The 17337-nt window shown below is 66.0% G+C and carries 13 protein-coding genes; 10 read left to right on the top strand and 3 right to left on the bottom strand.

What is annotated here, in order from left to right; all coding sequences use genetic code 11:
• Positions 1-4: 4 nt before the first annotated feature.
• Both ACQY80_RS14190 and fahA read left to right on the top strand, forming a co-directional pair.
• Positions 5-1225 (top strand): aromatic amino acid transaminase, encoded by a 1221-nt coding sequence (locus tag ACQY80_RS14190; RefSeq protein ID WP_428680926.1) that lies wholly within the window; start codon positions 5-7, stop codon positions 1223-1225.
• Entirely contained in the window at positions 1225-2523 is a 1299-nt protein-coding gene (gene fahA / locus ACQY80_RS14185; RefSeq protein WP_428680924.1) for a fumarylacetoacetase, read from the top strand. The genes ACQY80_RS14190 and fahA overlap by 1 nt, the downstream gene beginning before the upstream one ends.
• An 8-nt stretch (positions 2524-2531) precedes the next feature.
• Here fahA and ACQY80_RS14180 read toward each other — a convergent pair whose 3' ends face one another.
• The 3 genes from ACQY80_RS14180 to leuC are packed head-to-tail and all read right to left on the bottom strand — an operon-like array spanning position 2532 to position 5483.
• Positions 2532-3434: an alpha/beta fold hydrolase gene (locus ACQY80_RS14180; RefSeq protein WP_428680922.1), complete on the bottom strand. Its 903-nt coding sequence runs from the start codon at positions 3432-3434 to the stop codon at positions 2532-2534.
• Positions 3434-4048, bottom strand: a complete 615-nt coding sequence (gene leuD / locus ACQY80_RS14175; RefSeq protein WP_428680920.1) for a 3-isopropylmalate dehydratase small subunit — start codon at positions 4046-4048, stop codon at positions 3434-3436. The genes ACQY80_RS14180 and leuD overlap by 1 nt, the downstream gene beginning before the upstream one ends.
• A 1-nt stretch (position 4049) precedes the next feature.
• A complete protein-coding gene (gene leuC, locus ACQY80_RS14170; RefSeq protein ID WP_428680918.1) occupies positions 4050-5483 on the bottom strand; it encodes a 3-isopropylmalate dehydratase large subunit in 1434 nt (477 codons plus the stop codon).
• A gap of 104 nt (positions 5484-5587) precedes the next feature.
• On the opposite strand from leuC, the gene ACQY80_RS14165 reads away from it, so the two are divergent.
• The 8 genes from ACQY80_RS14165 (at position 5588) to ACQY80_RS14130 (ending at position 17333) form a co-directional block, all read left to right on the top strand.
• Positions 5588-6505, top strand: coding sequence for a LysR family transcriptional regulator (locus ACQY80_RS14165; protein WP_428680916.1), 918 nt, complete (start codon positions 5588-5590; stop codon positions 6503-6505).
• A gap of 184 nt (positions 6506-6689) precedes the next feature.
• A complete protein-coding gene (locus ACQY80_RS14160) occupies positions 6690-9710 on the top strand; it encodes a TonB-dependent receptor plug domain-containing protein (RefSeq protein WP_428680914.1) in 3021 nt (1006 codons plus the stop codon).
• A 91-nt stretch (positions 9711-9801) separates the two neighbouring features.
• On the top strand, positions 9802-11409 hold the full coding sequence (locus ACQY80_RS14155) for an AbgT family transporter (RefSeq protein WP_428680912.1): 1608 nt from the start codon (positions 9802-9804) through the stop codon (positions 11407-11409).
• Positions 11410-11508: 99 nt separating this feature from the next.
• Positions 11509-12705, top strand: coding sequence for a M20 aminoacylase family protein (locus ACQY80_RS14150; protein WP_428680910.1), 1197 nt, complete (start codon positions 11509-11511; stop codon positions 12703-12705).
• Between the two features lie 22 nt (positions 12706-12727).
• Positions 12728-15169, top strand: coding sequence for a penicillin acylase family protein (locus ACQY80_RS14145; RefSeq protein ID WP_428680908.1), 2442 nt, complete (start codon positions 12728-12730; stop codon positions 15167-15169).
• Positions 15170-15181: 12 nt separating this feature from the next.
• A complete protein-coding gene (locus tag ACQY80_RS14140) occupies positions 15182-15958 on the top strand; it encodes a substrate-binding periplasmic protein (protein WP_428680906.1) in 777 nt (258 codons plus the stop codon).
• On the top strand, positions 15958-16611 hold the full coding sequence (locus ACQY80_RS14135; protein WP_428680904.1) for an amino acid ABC transporter permease: 654 nt from the start codon (positions 15958-15960) through the stop codon (positions 16609-16611). The genes ACQY80_RS14140 and ACQY80_RS14135 overlap by 1 nt, the downstream gene beginning before the upstream one ends.
• On the top strand, positions 16608-17333 hold the full coding sequence (locus ACQY80_RS14130) for an amino acid ABC transporter ATP-binding protein (protein ID WP_428680902.1): 726 nt from the start codon (positions 16608-16610) through the stop codon (positions 17331-17333). The genes ACQY80_RS14135 and ACQY80_RS14130 overlap by 4 nt, the downstream gene beginning before the upstream one ends.
• The last annotated feature ends 4 nt before the right edge of the window (positions 17334-17337 follow it).

Raw genomic sequence — 17337 nt, 5'->3', positions numbered from 1 at the left:
GCGCATGACGACCGACCTTCTCTCGCCGCTCTCCGCGACCTTTCCCGATCCCTTCGCGCGACTTGCCACCCAGCCCGCCGACGCGCTGCTCGGGCTGATCGCGCTTCACCGCGCCGACCCGCGCCCGGACAAGATCGACCTCGGCGTCGGAGTGTTCCGTGACGATGCCGGACGGACCCCGGTGATGCGCGCCGTCAAGGCCGCCGAAACATGGCTCGCCGAAACGCAGGACAGCAAATCCTATCTCGGCGCCGAGGGCGACGCCGCTTATACCGAGGCGCTCGCCGCGATCATATTCGGCGCCCGCCGCGCGGTCGACCGGCTGACCGGCGTCCAGACCCCGGGCGGAACGGGCGCCCTCCGTCTCGGCGCCGAACTGCTGGCGCGCGCCGACGGCGCCGCGCGGGTCTGGATCGGCACGCCGACCTGGCCCAACCATGGTCCGATCTTTGCGGAAGCCGGGCTGGAGGTGCGCAGCCATCGCTTCTTCGATCCGGCGGCCGCTGCAATCGACTTTGCCGCGATGATCGATGATCTTGCGGACGCGCGCGCGGGCGATATCCTGCTCCTCCACGGCTGCTGCCACAATCCGACCGGCAGCTCTTTCACGCCCGACCAGTGGCACGCGCTTGCCGATCTGTGTGCCGTCCGCGGGCTGATCCCCTTCGTCGACCTCGCCTATCAGGGGCTCGGCGACGGACTGGCGGACGATGCCACCGCGACGCGCATGATCTTCGATGCGCTGCCGACCGCACTCCTCGCCTATAGCTGCGACAAGAATTTCGGCCTCTACCGCGATCGCGTGGGCGCATTGTGGGTGCAATCGGCGAGCGCCGCGACCGCCGACCCGGTCCGGTCCAACATGCTGACCCTCGCGCGCAGCCTGTGGTCGATGCCGCCCGACCATGGCGCCGCCCTCGTACGCATAATCCTCGAAAGCGAGTTTCTGCGCACCGAATGGGAGGCCGAACTCGACACGATGCGCTCACGGATCAACGGCCTTCGTCAGGCGCTCGCCGCAGCGGACCCGCGCCTGACGTCTATCGCGGGGCAGCGCGGCATGTTCGCGATGCTCCCGCTCTCCCCCGCCGCGATTACCGCGCTGCGCGAGGGCCATGGCATCTACATGGCGCCGAATGGCCGCATCAACATCGCCGGCCTCAGGACCGACACCATTCGCGCATTCGCCGACGCGCTCTTACCGCATCTAGAGGGCACGCGATAATGCGCTGGCCGGTCGACGAGACGCATGATCCCGCTCGCACCAGTTGGGTCGCATCGGCAAACGGGCATGGCGACTTTCCGGTCCAGAACCTGCCCTACGGCATTTTCAGCCCCACCGGCGAAGACCCGCACGCGGGTGTCGCGATCGGCGACGCGATATTGGACCTTCGCGCCTGCGCGGCCGCAGGCCTGCTTCCTGCGTCCACGAACGAGGCCTGTCAGAGCGACACGCTCAACGCGCTCATGGCGCTCGCCCTCGCCGACCGCGCCGCGTTGCGTGGACAGCTGAGCGCGATGCTCTCCGACCCCGCCATGGAGCATGCGATGACCCCGCTGCTTCACGCCAGTAGCGCGTGCACGATGCACCTTCCCGCGCGGATCGGCGACTACACCGACTTCTATGTCGGCATCCATCATGCGAACAATGTCGGCCGCCTGTTCCGCCCCGACAATCCGCTGCTCCCCAACTATAAATATGTCCCGATCGGCTATCATGGCCGCGCCTCGTCAGTGCGCGTGTCCGGTGAGCCCGTCGTCCGGCCGCGCGGCCAGCGCAAGCCGCCCGAGGCCGAAGCTCCGCTCTTCGAGCCGACACAGCGGCTCGACTATGAACTCGAACTGGGTGTGTGGATCGGCGAAGGCAATGCGCTGGGCACCCCGATCGCGATCGGCGACGCCGGCCGCCATATCGCCGGCGTCTCGCTATTCAACGACTGGTCGGCGCGCGATTTTCAGGCGTGGGAGTATCAGCCGCTCGGCCCCTTCCTCGCCAAGAATTTCCATTCGACCGTTTCGCCATGGGTGGTGACGATCGAGGCGCTCGCGCCCTTCCGCATCGCCCAGCCGCCACGACCCGAGGGCGATCCCGCACCGCTGCCCTATCTGCGGGACGCGGACGATCAGGCGCATGGCGCGCTCGGCCTGACGCTCGAGGTCTTGTTGCTGACTTCCGCCATGCGCGCGGCTGGTGCAGCACCCGTCCGGCTGAGCCGCGGCCCGGCAACGAGTATGTACTGGACGATCGCGCAGATCGTCACGCACCACGCCTCGAACGGCTGCAATCTGAACTCTGGCGACCTGCTCGGCACCGGCACGATATCCGCGCCCAAGCGCGACGGCTTCGGCAGTCTGCTCGAACTGACGACAGGCGGCCGCGATCCGGTCGTGCTCCCGAACGGCGAGCAGCGCGGTTTTCTGGAAGATGGCGACGAGATCATCCTGCGTGCCTCCGCCGATGCAGACGGCTTCGTGCCGATCGGCTTCGGCGAATGCCGCGCGGTTATCCTGCCCGCGCGCTGAGCCGCCGGTCAGGTGCTCGCGAAAAAGCCGTCCAGTTCGGCGAGCAACAGCCCGGGCACCTCTTCCTGAGGGCTGTGTCCGCACGGCAGCGCGCGCCCGCGCAGATCGACCGCTTTCGACCGCCAGCTTTCCATGACGTCGAAAAGCTCTCCCACCGTGCCCTGCGCTCCCCACAGCAGCAGCAACGGTGCCTCGATCCGCCGGTCGCTGTCGGCGGCATCATGGTCGAGGTCGATGCTCGCCGCCGCGCGATAATCCTCGCAGATTGCGTGGCGCGTGGCGGGATCGCGGTAACAGCGCCGGTATTCTGCAACGATACGCGGGTCCAGCGCGCCTTCGACCTTGATCTGCCCGGCCAGATGGCGGTCGAGGAAATGATCGGGATCGGCGGCGATCATCCGTTCGGGCAGATCAAACGGCTGGATCAGGAAGAACCACCAGAAATAACGCGTCGCGAAGGCGCGGTCGGTCTGGGCATACATGGTCGCGGTCGGCGCGATATCGAGCAGGACCAGCCGCGCGACGCGGCCCGGATGGTCGAGCGCCATGCGGTGCGCGACGCGCGCGCCGCGATCGTGCGCAACGACGTCGAAGCGTCCGAAACCGAGCGCCGCCATCACCGCGACCTGATCGGCCGCCATCGCGCGCTTCGAATAATTGAGGTGGAGCGCGTCGCCGGGCAATTTCTCGCTGTCGCCATAACCGCGCAGATCCGTCGCGACGACGGTGAAACGCTTTGCCAGTTCGGGCGCGACCTTGAACCAGGTCAGATGCGTCTGCGGATGCCCGTGGAGCAGCAGCAGCGGCGGCCCCGACCCGCCGATCGCGGCGCGGATCCGCACGCCATCGGCATCGACATCTTCCCAGCGAAAGCCGGGCAAAAGGTCGGAATACTCGGGATGCGTGCTCATCACTCCTGCCCGGCCGTGAGCCAGGGTTTGCGCGCGAGATAGGCCTTCTCGAACGTGCGAATGCTCTCGGCATGGGTCAGCGTTTCGCCGATGCGGTCGAGCCCCAGCATCAGCGCGCGCCGCACGGCGGGATCGATATCGAAGCCGGCCGCATGGCCGTTGACCTCGATCCGCTGCGCCTCGAGGTCGATCGTCATCTCTCCCGCCCCGTCGTCAAGCACAGCCGAAAGCGCCGCGACCTCCTCGACCGGCAACGACAGCAGCAACAGGCCGTTGTTCGCCGCATTGTCGGCAAAGATCGCGCCATAGGACGACCCGATGATCCCGCGGATTCCATATTGCAGCATGCCCCACACGGCATGTTCTCGCGACGAACCGCAACCGAAATTGGGCCCCACCAGCAGGAAGCGCGTCCCCGCCATATCGGCGCGGTTGAGGATGAAATCGCCCCGCACCGCGCCGGTCTCGTCAAAGCGCAGGTCGTGAAACAGCCCGATCGACAAACCCGACCGGTCGATGCCCTTCAGATACGCCTTCGGCATGATCACGTCGGTATCGACATTCGCCCCCGGCATCGCCGCCACCGGCCCCGAAACGCGAAGAAAGCCCTCCATCTTACGCCTCCACTGCGGCGAGCGAACGCACGTCGGCGAGCTTGCCGGTCACCGCCGCCGCCGCCACCATCGCCGGGCTCATCAGGTGGGTGCGCCCGCCGATGCCCTGCCGTCCTTCGAAATTGCGGTTGGTGCTAGACGCACAGCGCTCACCGGGCGCGAGACTGTCGTCGTTCATCGCGAGGCACAGCGAGCAGCCCGAGCGCCGCCATTCAAAGCCGGCGTCGATGAAGATGCGATCGATCCCCTCGGCCTCCGCAGCGCGGCGAACATTGCTGCTGCCGGGCGAAATCATTGCGCGCACACCCGGCGCGACCTTGCGGCCTTTCAGGATTTCGGCGGCATCGCGCAGATCCGACAGGCGTGCATTGGTGCACGACCCGATGAAGGCGCGGTCGATCGCGATATCCTGCAGCGGCGTGTTCGGCGCGAGGCCCATATAGGCGAGCGCGCGAACGGCGTCGGCGCGGCGCGCGGCGGGGATATCCTCCGGATCGGGAACATGGCCGGTGATCGCGAGCGACTGGTCGGGGCTGGTCCCCCAGCTCACCATCGGCGGCACCTCGTCTGCATCCAGCGCGACCTCCTTGTCGAAGCGGGCGCCGGGATCGCTGCGAAGCGACGCCCATTCGGCGCGCCCCTGCCCCAGCAGATCGGCCGACGGCGCGCGCGGGCATCCCGCGATATAGTCGATCACCTTGTCGTCGGGCGCCATCAGCGCGACGCGGGCGCCGCATTCGACCGCCATGTTGCAGATCGTCATCCGCGCCTCGACCCCCAGCGCCGCGATCGCGGTACCCGCGAACTCGACCGCGTGACCTGCCGCGCCATCGGCGCCGATCCGGCGGATCACCTCCATGATAAGGTCTTTCGCCGTCACTCCGGGCGCCAGCCGGCCGTCCACGGTCACGCGCATCGTCTTCAGCCGGCGATAGACGAGCGTCTGGGTCGCAAGCAGATGTTCGATGTCCGACGTGCCGATGCCGAACCCGACGACGCCGAACGCGCCATAGGTCGTCGAATGGCTGTCCCCGGCGGCAATGACCATGCCGGGCAGTACCAGCCCCAGTTCGGGCATCACGACATGTTCAATGCCTTGCCGGGGGTCGAAGAGGTCGAAAATCTCGATCCCGAAATCGCGGCCGTTCTCGCCCAGATATTCGATCTGGCGCCGCGCGCCGTCGTCCAGCGTGCCGGCGCCCGGATCGGGGTTCGTCGAATTGACATGATCGACCACGCCCAGCGATGCGGCGGGCCGCCAGGGCGTCCGCCCGGCCTCGCGAAGCCCGCTGAACGCTTGGGGGCTTGTATATTCGTTGAGCACCGTTCTATCGATATAGAGCAACAATCGTTCACCAGCATCGCCGGATTCGTCGAAAGATAATATGCGATGTTCGTCGACGATCTTATCGTAAAGCGTTTTTGGCGCCGACATTCTTCTACCCTTCACTGCGGAAATCGCAGGCGGGGCTTACCGTGCGTGGCTCGAACGAAGCCAATGCCGGGACAGTATCAATTGATGCGACGGGTGGATTGCAAATGGATATCATGTGGCTCGAGGACTTCATCAAGCTCGCGGACGAGGGCAATTTTTCGCGCGCCGCCGAAGCGCGCAACCTGACGCAGCCGGCGTTCAGCCGCCGCATTCGCGCGCTCGAAGACTGGGTAGGCGCGACGCTGGTCGATCGCGACACGCACCGTATCGCGCTGACCGAGGCGGGTCAGGCCTTCCGCATCGTCGCCGAGGAGATATTGCGCCGGCTGACGCTCGGGCGCGACCATGTCCGTGAAATCGGCGGGACGCTGAGCAACGAAATCCGCTTTGCGTCGACCCATGCGCTGTCGACGACCTTCTTTCCCGCATGGCTGCGCAGCCTTCACGACGGGCAGGAAGCCGGAACGATCACGCTGATCGCCGACAATATGGCCGCCTGCGAACGCCTGATGCTCGAGGGCAAGGCCGATTTCCTGCTCTGCCATCATCACACCGCCGCGGCGCACCGCCTCGACCCGGCGGGCTTCGCCTCGCTCCAGCTCGGGCAGGACGTGCTGATGCCGGTGACCGCCCCCCTCGCCGATGCCGCGCCGACCTGGGCACTGCCGGGGTCGGGCGGTCAGCCACTCCCCTATCTGGAGTTCGAGGACAAGTCGGGCATGGGCCGCATCCTGCAGGCGGCTCAGGTGATCTCGGCCGGATCGGCGTCGCTGCGCACCGTCTTCCGCTCGCATATGGCGACCGCACTGCTATCGATGGCGCGCGACGGGCGCGGGTTGTGCTGGGCGCCGCTCAGTCTCGCCAGCGAGGATCTTGAGAGCGGCCGACTGGTGGCGGCTGGCGATGCACGCTGGCACGTCCCGATCGAGATCCGGATCTACAAGCCCATCGCGCGTCGCAGCCCCAGCGTCGAAGCCTTCTGGAGCATGCTGAAAAACCGGCTGAAGGCCGAAGCCGACTGATTTGGCGTCGCGATCGCATTCAAAAAGCTGCGCAATAAAGCTGCGCGAGCCCCCCTCGCGCCGCACGAATGATTCTATGTCGAACCGGCATTGGGATCGATGACCGCATGTCCATAGACAGAATGGGCCCTCGCACTAACCGACGAACGGACGGCTTTGGCAGGGTTCAGGGCGGAGAAAAAATATGATCCAGGGACCGGCGACGGCGAAAAGCCGCAAACTTAACGTTTCCACATCCTTCCTCGCGATCTCTCTTTTCGCAGGACTGGCGGGCCTGGGGGGTACCGCGCAGGCACAGGATGCGAGCGAGCCAAGCGAATCGGGTGACGATCAGGCTGTACCGGCGGGCGGCGACATTGTCGTGACAGGCTCGCGCATCGGCCGCCCCGTCCTCGACCTGCCGACGCCCGTCGGCGTCGTGACGTCGGAATCGCTCCAGAACAACAACGCCCAGTTCGACATCGGCCGCGCACTCGCGCAGCAGCCATCGATCGGCTTCTCGGGCAGCATGCAGCAGAGCCAGCAGACCGGCGCGTCGGGGTCGCGCGGCGAAAATAGCGGCGGCCTTGCCGTCGTCGATCTGCGCAGCCTCGGTTCGAACCGCACGCTGGTGCTCGTCAACGGCAAGCGCCGCGTCGCCGGCGCGACCGACAGCGCCGCGATCGACCTCAATTCGATCAACCCCAACCTGATCCAGCGGATCGAAGTCATCACCGGCGGCGCATCGGCCATCTATGGCTCGGACGCGGTGTCGGGCGTCGTCAACATCATCCTCAAGGATGATTTCGATGGCGTCCGCGTGTCGTTCAACGGCTCGCAGCCGACGCGCGGCGGCGAAGGCCTGACCTATGGCGGCAGCTTGGTCGCGGGCATGAATTTCGGCGAAGGCCGCGGTAACATTACCGTCGCCGCCGACTATGCCAAGGTGAAGGAAATCACCCCGAAGCAGGCCGACATGCATAATTATGTCGCCATGATTAACCCCGCCGACACGGGGCCGAACGACGGAATTCCGGACTTCATCATCGCGCCCGGCGCCGAAGCCCTGCGCTTCTCGGGCTATGGCGTCGTCGGCTTCAGCAACGACACCGGCGGCCTCGGCCGTTTCGCGTTCAACGACGACGGCACGGTGCGGCCCTTCCCCACGCCCAGCCTGACCGACGGTAGCCTGTTCGGCGTCTTCGACAATTGCGGCCCCGCCTGTTTCCGCTTCGACGATTCGATTTCGATCGTCCCGGATATCGAGCGCTACAACCTCAACCTCAGCGCGCATTATGATGTCAGCGACAGCGTCACCGCCTATTTCGGTGCCGACTATAACAATACGTCGAGCTATGGCCGCGGCCAGCCGGTGATCCGTTCCGGGCTTGCAATCAACATCGCGCAGAACGCTTTCCTCAATCAGGATTTCCGCCAGCGCCTGCTGGCGGCCGGGGCAACCACGCTACGCCTCGACCGGCTCTTCACCGACCTCGGCTTGCGCTACAGCCAGGTCGACCGCAACAGCCTGTCGTTCGTCGGCGGACTGAAGGGTGAGATCGAGACCGGCTTCTCCGACCTTCGCTACGACATCTATGGCACTTACGGCCGGACGAAGGCTAAGTTCATCGGTTACAACCGTCTGGTCGTTCCCAATCTGCTCGCCGCGATCGACGCCGTCGTCGACCCCGCGACGAACCAGATCCGCTGCCGGATGGACGTTCCCGCGCTGCAGCCGGTCGGCTATGTGCGACCGAACATCCAGGGCGGCGGGGTCTGCCAGCCGTTCAATCCCTTCGGCTCTACAAACAGCTCGCAGGCCGCGCGCGATTTCGTCACCACGACGACAATCTCCGAAGCCTTCATTCGCCAGACGACCGCCGGCTTCTCGCTTTCGGGCGATACGCAGAAGTTCCTGACGCTGCCCGGCGGCGGCGCGATCGGTTTCGCGCTCGGCGCCGAATATCGCAAGGAACGCAACGGTCGCACCACAGATCCGCTGGTCAAGGCCGGCTTCACCAACCAGGCCGCGACGCAGGATTATGAGGGCGGCTATCACGTCACCGAATTCTTCGGCGAACTCAACGTGCCGCTCCTCACCGACATGCCCTTTGCGAAGCTGCTTTCGGTCGAAGGCGCGGTGCGTCACGCGGACTACAGCCATGCCGGACAGGCCACGTCGTGGAAGGCGGGCGCGATCTGGGAGCCGACAGACGGTCTCCGCCTCCGCGCCACGCTCGGCCGCGCGATCCGCGCTCCGAACATCTTCGAAGCGTTCCGTCCGAGCGAGGGTCAGACGACCAACGTCAACGACCCCTGCTCGCAGACGAACATCGGCAACAACCCGAACCGCGCCGCAAACTGCGCCGCGCTCGGCCGCCCGGCGGGCTTCGTTCCGCTGAACGGCGGGATCGGCGTGCCGTTCATCGTCTCGGGCAACCTCAACCTCCGTCCCGAAGTGTCGGACAGCTGGACGGCGGGCATCGTGCTGACGCCCAGCTTCCTGCCCGGCCTCCAGATTTCGGCCGACTGGTTCAACATCCAGATCGACGATGCGATCAGCTTCCTCAGCCCACAGCAGATTGCCGAAAACTGCGTCGATCGTGCGGGCGGTCCCGATCCCGATCTCTGCTCGCTCATCACGCGCGACATGAACACGGCCAGCCCGAACTATTTCGGCATCACGGGCGGCAACAGCACCTATGTGAACACGTCGAAGCTCGAAACCTCGGGCCTCGACACCCAGATCTTTTATGCCATGCCGGTCGGCAATGGACGCCTGTCGGCCAATCTGGCGTTCACCTATCTGCACCGCCTGCGCACCTACACCTTCCAGGCGCGCCCCGATCTCTACACGGTTCTCGAAGGCTTCTACGGCTATCCGAAATACAAGGGCGTCGTCGGCTTGACCTATTCGACCGGGGGCCTGACCGTCGGCTGGCAGGGCCGTTACCAGTCGAGCCAGGCGCTCACCGACATCTCGCCGGGCATCAGCCGCGAGCTGCTGGCGCCCGACCGCACCGGGTCGCGCTTCTACAACGATATTTCGGCATCCTACACCCTGCCGCTGAACGGCAAGCAGGAAGCGAAATTCTCGTTCGGCGTCACCAACCTGTTCAACGAGAAGCTGCCGGTGATGGAATCGACGCAGGTCATCGATCCCTCGGGTGGCGGCTTCGACCAGTTCGGCCCTGTCGTTCGCCTGGGGCTAGAGGTGAACTTCTGATTTCGGGCTGACGATGTCGGGGCCCGCGTCGCGGACGCGGGCCCCGCATCCTTTGATACACAAACCGGATCCAGTCCGGCAGAAGGGCACCATGACCGCTGAAACGACACGTCCTGCCCGCCAGAAGGGGTTCCTTGGCTTCATCGAGCGCGTCGGCAATTTGCTGCCCGACCCGACCATCATCTTCATCTATCTGATCGTCACGCTGATGATCGTGTCGGCGATCGGCGCCGCGCTCGGGTGGAGCGCCTCGCTTCCCTATTCGGGTGCCAAGCCCCCCGAACATGCCGAGCTTGCGAACGGGGTGCTGACCTATCGCGCCTCCAGCCTCTTCTCGTCGGAAAATATCGCGCGGCTCTTCACCGAGATGCCAAAGACCTATGCCAGCTTCACCCCGCTCGGCATCGTCCTGACGATCATGATGGGCGCTGCGGTCGCCGAACGGTCGGGGATGTTCTTCGCGATGATCCGCGGCTCGCTCCGCAACACCCCGCGCCGCTACATGACCCCGATCATCGCGGTCGTCGGCATGGTCTCGCACCATGCGGCCGACGCCGCCTATGTGGTGTTGATCCCGATGGCGGCGGTGCTCTTTGCGTCGGTCGGGCGCCACCCGCTCGCCGGAATAGCCGCCGCGCTCGCCGCCGTGTCGGGGGGCTATGCGGGCAATATCATGCCCGGCCAGCTAGATGTGCTGCTCTTCGGCTTCACGCAAGAGGCGGCACGCATCGTCGAACCCGGCTGGACGATGAACCCGCTCGGCAACTGGTATTTCATCCTCGGCATCGTGATCCTCTTCACGCCCATCGTGTGGTTCGTCACCGACCGGATCGTCGAACCGCGCCTCGGCGTCTGGAACGAGGAGGTCGACGAGGAGCTTCGCGCGGACCTCGAGAAAGGCGACCTCAGCGCCGACGAGCGCCGCGGGCTCCGTCACGCCGGTCTCGCCGCGTTGTTCGTCGTCGCGCTGTTCGCTGCGCTGTGCCTGTGGCCCGGCTATACGCCCTTCATCGATCAGAAGGCCGAAGGGCCGATCCGGCTCCAGCCGCTCTATGGCTCGATCATCGCCGCGCTGTTCCTGCTCTTCCTGCTCACCGGCACAGTCTTCGGCCGCGCGGTCGGGACGATCAAAGGCTCGAACGACATCATCCACATGATGCGCGAAGGCGTGAAGACGATCGCGCCCTATCTGGTCTTCGTCTTCTTCGCCGCGCACTTCGTCGCGATGTTCAACTGGTCGGGGATCGGGCCGATCGTTGCGATCACCGGCGCAGAGAAATTGCAGGGCATGGGGCTGCCTGCGCCGCTGCTACTCGTCTGCGTGCTACTCCTCTCCTCGCTGCTCGACCTGTTCATCGGGTCGGCGACCGCGAAGTGGAGCGTGCTGTCGTCGGTCGTCGTGCCGATGTTCATGCTGCTCGGCATAAGCCCCGAGATGACGACCGCAGCATACCGGATGGGCGACAGTTACACCAACATCATGACCCCGCTGATGAGCTATTTCCCGCTGGTTCTTGTTTTCTGCCAGCGCTGGGACAAGTCGATGGGCGTCGGCTCGCTGCTCGCGCTGATGCTGCCCTATGCGCTCAGCTTCATGGCGATGGGCATATTGATGGTCGTGTCGTGGGTCGCCCTCGACCTGCCGCTCGGCCCGCATGCGCAAGTCTTCTATCAGGTGGCGGCGCACGCCGTACCATGACGTTCGAAGCGGAACATACAAGCATGTCCAATAAGCATTGGGGCCGTCCGCGCCCGGCCCCTAACCTTCCCTTGCCGCTGCGCCAGGAGGTGCGTCCCCATGTCCGTTGACCTGACATCACTCGAAGCCGACATGACCGCCTGGCGCCGGCATATCCACCGGCATCCCGAGCTCGGCTTTCACGAACAGGGCACCAGCCGCTTCATCCTCGACCTGCTCGCCGAATTCGGTGTCGACGCGGTTCAGACCGGGATGGGCGGCACCGGCATCGTCGCGACGATCCGCGCCGGCCAGTCGGACCGCGCGATCGGCATCCGTGCCGACATCGATGCCCTGCCGATGACCGAGCTCACCGAGTCCGATCACAAATCCTGCACCCCCGGCGTGATGCACGCGTGCGGCCACGACGGGCACACGACGATGCTGCTCGGCGCCGCGAAGCAGCTCGCCGCGACGCGCAATTTTGACGGCGCGGTGCATCTGATCTTCCAGCCCGCCGAGGAATCGCTCGGCTATCAGGGCCCCGACGGCGATCCCGACGGCGGCGCCAGCGCGATGATCCGCGACGGATTGTTCGAGCGGTTCCCGATGGAGGCAATCTTCGGCATCCACAATCGCCCCGGTATCGCCGCGGGCAAGCTGGCGGGACGTGCGGGCGCGCTCTACGCCGCCGCCGACAAGTTCGAGATTGTCGTGTCGGGCAAGGGCGGCCACGCGGCGCGGCCGCACCTCACCATCGACCCCGTGCTGGTCGCCGCGCATATCATCGTCGCGGTGCAAAGCATCGTCGCGCGGAATGCCGACCCGATGGACGCCGTCGTCGTGTCGATCTGCAAGGTCGAGGCGGGCACCGCGTTCAACATCATCGCCGATGACGCTCGCATGGGCGGCACCGTCCGCACGCTGTCGAAGGCGAGCCAGGATGCGACCGAACGGCGGCTGCGCGAGATCGTGACGGGCGTCGCCGCATCCTTCGGCGCGACCGCCGAGCTGCATTACGAGCGCGGCTACCCCGCGCTGCACAATCCCGCCGATCTTTATGCGCGCGTTCGCGACATCGCGATCGGCGTCGTCGGCGCCGATCGCTTCGTCGACCTCGACGTGCCCGGCATGGGGGGCGAGGATTTCGCCCGCTATCTCGACGTCGTTCCCGGCTGCTTCCTGCTGCTCGGCAATGGCGACGAGGGGCCGGGCTCGGTGATGCTCCACAATTCTCATTATACCTATGACGACAGCATTTCGCCGACGGGGGCCGCGCTGTGGGTCGCCTTGGCCGAGGCATTCCTGCCGAAATAGACCCACCGGGGAGACGCTTTTCATGCGCCGTTCGACTGCCGTCCTGCTCTGGAGTTCCGCCGCCCTGCTGGCCGCGGCGTCGCCCGCCGCCTACGCGCAGGGCAGCGCCTCCGAAAAGGTCACCATCTATCGCGACAGCTTCGGCGTCCCGCATGTCGAAAGCGAAACGTCGGACGCGGTGATGTTCGGCGCGGGTTATGCGATCGCGCACGACCGCCTCGCCGCAATGGAACTCGCACGCCACAACACGCAGGGCCGCCGCGCCGAACTGGTCGGCGCCTCGGCGCTCGACACCGACAAGATGATGCGGGGCCGCAAACTGTCCGATGCCGGGTTGATGGCGCGCTATCGCGCGCTCGCGCCCGAGCATCAGAAGATGATCCGCGGCATGGTCGACGGCATCAACAAGCGCATCGACGAGGTCAACGCGGACCCCGAAAAGCTGACCCCGCTGGAATTCATCCGCTGGGGGATCAAGCCGACCCGCTGGACGCTCACCGAATATCTGGCGCTGATCACCGCTGCGCCGCTGGGCCGCGACACCTACGAAATCCGCAATCTCGAATTTCTGAAGGCCATGACCGACCGTTATGGTGCGGCGAAGGCGTGGCAGATCTTCAACGACGTCGTGCCGATCTCCGACCCCGATTCCCCGACGACCATCCCGGCGGGCGACGACCGTGCGCCCGCGCGCGCGCTTCCCGTGCCCGTCCAGTCTCCGGCCCAGCTACCCAAAAACCGCGATGTCGCCTCCGCCGCAGGGCAGACCTCACCGCTGCTGCCGGTCAAGGGCGCGAGCCGGTGTCTGGTGATCGGGCCGCAGAAGTCGGCGAGCGGCAATGTGCTGATGCTGGAAGCAACCGCCGACGGCCCCGAAATCCACCTGCAGGGCGGCGGGTTCGACAATGCCGGCTTCGGTTCGACCGGCTGGGGCGTCCCGACGATGGGGCGCGGCGCGCAGCACGGCTGGCTGCTCGTGTCGGGCAGCAGCGAGGCCGGCACGACCTTCGCCGAAAAGCTCAATCCGAAGAACCGCTACGAATATTGGTACAAGGGCGCTTGGAAGAAGATGGAGCACCGGACCGAGACCTTCCGGGTCAAGGATGCCGCCCCCGTTACCCACGATGTCGCATGGACGATCCATGGGCCGGTGATCGCCTGGGACATCGACAACGGCACCGCTTACTCGCAGCAGATGGGCGTCCACGGCCGCGAGCTCGACACGTGGGTCGCCTTCGCCGAAATGGGCCGCGCGAAGAGCCTGACCGAGTTCAAGGAAAAGGGCGTCGACCGGCTCGGCTGGAATCTCGGTGCCTGCTACGGCGGCGAGGACGGTACGATCGCCTATTTCGAGGCTGGCGCGCTGCCGAAGAAGGCGGCCGGGGTCGATCCGCGCCTGCCGACGCCGGGAACGGGCGAATATGACTGGACCGGTTTTCTGACCCCCGCCGAAAAACCGCAGATGATCAATCCGCAGCAGCAGTATTTCATGTCGTGGAACAGCAAGGCCACCGGCTGGTCGCAGGAGGGCGACAACGCCCGCATCGGTGCGACCTTCCGTACCTGGCTCGGCGACCGGCTCGCCAAGAATGGCCAGTCGCTGACCCTGCTCGACATGCGCGATTTCAACGGTCAGATCTTCAACGCGCTGGGCGCGGTCGACCGCAATCAGACGGCGCCCGAATTCTTCGCGCCTTTCATCCGCAAGGCGATCGAGGCGAGCGACGATGCCGAGGTTAAGCGCGCCGGCGACTATATGCTGAGCTTCAACGGCCTCTATCAGGACCGCGACGGCGACCAGCGCTACGACAATCCCGGCCTCACCCTCTATCGCACCTGGCTGCAGGTCGCACCGCAGATCGTCTTCGGCGACGACATGGACGACTGGTGGAAAAAGATCGATGCCGACCGCTATCTGACCTATCAGTCGAGCCTGCTGCTCCGCGCCTTTCAGGGCGATAAGGCGGGGGCGCCGCTGGCGGTCGACTATTTCGGCGGGCGCGATCGCACCGCGGTGATGATCGACACGATCAAGGCGACGCTGGCCGAGGTCAAGGCGCGCTTCCCCGGCAAGGATATGGCCGAGTGGAAACAGCCGATCTTCTGGAAATATTTCGACGCCTCGCTCGAAACGCCCGACCGTCCGCAGATGGCCGAGGATGCCCCCGAGCGACGCCTGTCGGCCGTGCTCCGCCTCGGCCCGACGATGGCCCCGCACAATGGCGGCGAAAGCTGGGTCGGGCTGATGGAGATCGCCCGCGACCGGCGCGCGCTCTATTCGGTGATCGACGCGGGCGGGCAGAATCTGTTCATCGATCCCAAGGGCAAGGGCAATCCGAACCTTGCCGACCAGACGATGATGCACGAGACCAACGAGCTCAAGAAGATCACGCTCGTCCCCGACGAAATCCGCAGGACCGCGACGTCGAGCGTGACGCTCGAATACCGTCCCCCGGCGCGCTAGCAGGCGGCGGCCGTGCACGGCGCCCGAGCGATAGCGACGCCGCTTCCCCGGCGGACGATGCTGGGACTGATCGCGGGACTGCCGCTCGCGGCCTGCACGCGACAGCAGCGCGGGCCGCACGAGCTATGGGTCGGCTCCTCCCCGACCGGCGTGCCGTTCAGCTTCGTCGATCCGACGACGAACGAGCTGACCGGCGCGATGATCGACATCGCAAAGGCAGTCCTCCGCCATCTGGGAATCAAGGGCGAGTATCGCGCCGCGCCCTTTTCGGCGCTGATCCCGTCGCTGACGACGGGCCGGGTCGACATGATCGCGGCGGCAATGCAGCGGACGCCCGACCGCGCGAAGATCGTCGACTTCAGCGCTCCGGTCTTTTCCTATGGCGGCGGGCTGGTGGTGCGGAGCGACGATCCCGCCGCCTATCCGTCGCTGTCGGCGGCGCGGCGCCTGCGCGTCGGCGCACAGGTCGGCACCCGCTTCGTCGATCAGCTTCACGCCGCCGGGGTATCGCGCGTCACCACCTATGATGGTCTCGGCGAGATCGTCCGCGACCTCGCCAACGGCCGGATCGATGCCGGCTATGGCGACGATCCGATCCTCCGCTACCAGCTTCGCGTCGGCCCCCGCCGTCGCGTCCGCATGGCGAACGACTTTCGTCCGCCGGTCCGCGAAGATCTCTGCCTGATCGTCGCAAAGGGCAGCCCGCAACTGCCGCGCCTCGACGATGCGATCGCCGACCTCAAAGCCACCGAACTTCCGGCGATCCTCCATCATTGGGAACTGGACTGATGGCGACGTTCCTTGCCGACGCAGCGCAATTCCTGCCGATATTGCTGCGCGGGCTCGGCATGACCCTGCTGCTCACCGGCGCCGCGCTGATCGTCAGCATCCTGCTGGGCCTCGTCTGGGTGCTGATGGGCTATTCGCGTTTCGCACCTTTGCGCTGGATCAGCCGTACGATCATCAATGTCATCCGCGGCATTCCGATCATCGTCCAGCTCTTCTGCATCTATTTCGTCCTTCCCGAATGGGGCATCGACCTGCCGCCCTTCGCGGCGGGCGTCCTCGGCCTCGGCCTCGCCTATTCGGTCTATCAGGCCGAAAACTTCCGCGGCGGGCTGTCGTCGGTCGACAAGGATCTGGTCGAGGCCGGAACCGCGCTCGGCATGAGCTGGCCGGTGCTGATGCGCCGTGTCGTGCTGCCGCTCGGTATCCCCGCCGCGCTGCCCTCGCTCGGCAACACGACGATCATGCTGCTGAAGGATTCGTCGATCGCCTCGACGATCACGATCGCCGAGCTGACCCGCGCGGGGCAGTTGCTCGCCATATCGACGTTCAAGAACGGCACCGTCTATCTGCTCATCGCCCTGCTCTATCTGGCGGCGAGCCTGCCGATGGCCGCCGGGGTCCGCTGGCTCGAGCGGAGGTTCGCGCGCCGATGATCGAGATCCGCAATCTCCAGAAAAGCTTCAGCCGCCGCGCGGTGCTGCAGGATGTCAGCCTCGGCGTCGCGGCGGGCGAAGTCGCGTGTCTGATCGGCCCCTCGGGGTCGGGCAAGTCGACGATCCTGCGCTGCATCAACGGGCTGGAGAGCCATGACGGTGGATCGATTTCCGTAGACGGGATGCCGGTGACGCCGCAGTCGCTGCCCGCGATCCGCGCCTCGGTCGGCATGGTATTCCAGCGCTTCAACCTCTTTCCGCACAGGACAGTGCTCCAGAATGTAATCGAAGGCCCGGTGCATGTGCTACGCCAGCCGGTCGCCGAGGCGAGCGAACGCGCGATGGCGTTGCTCGCCAGGGTCGGCATGACCGACCATACCGGCGCCTATCCGCGCCAATTGTCGGGCGGACAACAACAGCGCGTCGGCATCGCGCGGGCGCTGGCGATGAAGCCCCGCGCGATCCTGCTCGACGAGCCGACCTCGGCGCTCGACCCCGAGCGCGTCGGCGAGGTGCTGACGGTCATGCGTGACCTTGCCGCGGGCGGAATGACGATGATCATCGTCACGCACGAAATCGCCTTCGCGCGCGAGGTCGCGGACAAGATATTCTTCGTCGATGGCGGGGTGATCGCCGAACAGGGGCCCGCCGCCGATGTCCTTTCCAACCCCCGTGCCGAGCGGACCCGGCTGTTCCTCAGCCGGGTCCGCCATCCGCTATGACGTC

This window comes from Sphingopyxis sp., assembly GCF_965279755.1.
In the GTDB taxonomy this organism is placed as follows: domain Bacteria; phylum Pseudomonadota; class Alphaproteobacteria; order Sphingomonadales; family Sphingomonadaceae; genus Sphingopyxis.
Note: the sequence above shows the minus strand (reverse complement) of the source record. Positions and strands in the feature narration are given on the sequence as shown.

Coding starts and splice junctions, on each gene's coding strand:
- ACQY80_RS14130 (WP_428680902.1), top strand. CDS start 16,608: ATGATCGAGATCCGCAATCTCCAGAAAAGCTTCAGCCGCCGCGCGGTG.
- ACQY80_RS14155 (WP_428680912.1), top strand. CDS start 9,802: ATGACCGCTGAAACGACACGTCCTGCCCGCCAGAAGGGGTTCCTTGGC.
- ACQY80_RS14145 (WP_428680908.1), top strand. CDS start 12,728: ATGCGCCGTTCGACTGCCGTCCTGCTCTGGAGTTCCGCCGCCCTGCTG.
- ACQY80_RS14165 (WP_428680916.1), top strand. CDS start 5,588: ATGGATATCATGTGGCTCGAGGACTTCATCAAGCTCGCGGACGAGGGC.
- leuC (WP_428680918.1), bottom strand. CDS start 5,483: ATGTCGGCGCCAAAAACGCTTTACGATAAGATCGTCGACGAACATCGC.
- ACQY80_RS14180 (WP_428680922.1), bottom strand. CDS start 3,434: ATGAGCACGCATCCCGAGTATTCCGACCTTTTGCCCGGCTTTCGCTGG.
- ACQY80_RS14135 (WP_428680904.1), top strand. CDS start 15,958: ATGGCGACGTTCCTTGCCGACGCAGCGCAATTCCTGCCGATATTGCTG.
- ACQY80_RS14190 (WP_428680926.1), top strand. CDS start 5: ATGACGACCGACCTTCTCTCGCCGCTCTCCGCGACCTTTCCCGATCCC.
- ACQY80_RS14160 (WP_428680914.1), top strand. CDS start 6,690: ATGATCCAGGGACCGGCGACGGCGAAAAGCCGCAAACTTAACGTTTCC.
- leuD (WP_428680920.1), bottom strand. CDS start 4,048: ATGGAGGGCTTTCTTCGCGTTTCGGGGCCGGTGGCGGCGATGCCGGGG.
- fahA (WP_428680924.1), top strand. CDS start 1,225: ATGCGCTGGCCGGTCGACGAGACGCATGATCCCGCTCGCACCAGTTGG.
- ACQY80_RS14150 (WP_428680910.1), top strand. CDS start 11,509: ATGTCCGTTGACCTGACATCACTCGAAGCCGACATGACCGCCTGGCGC.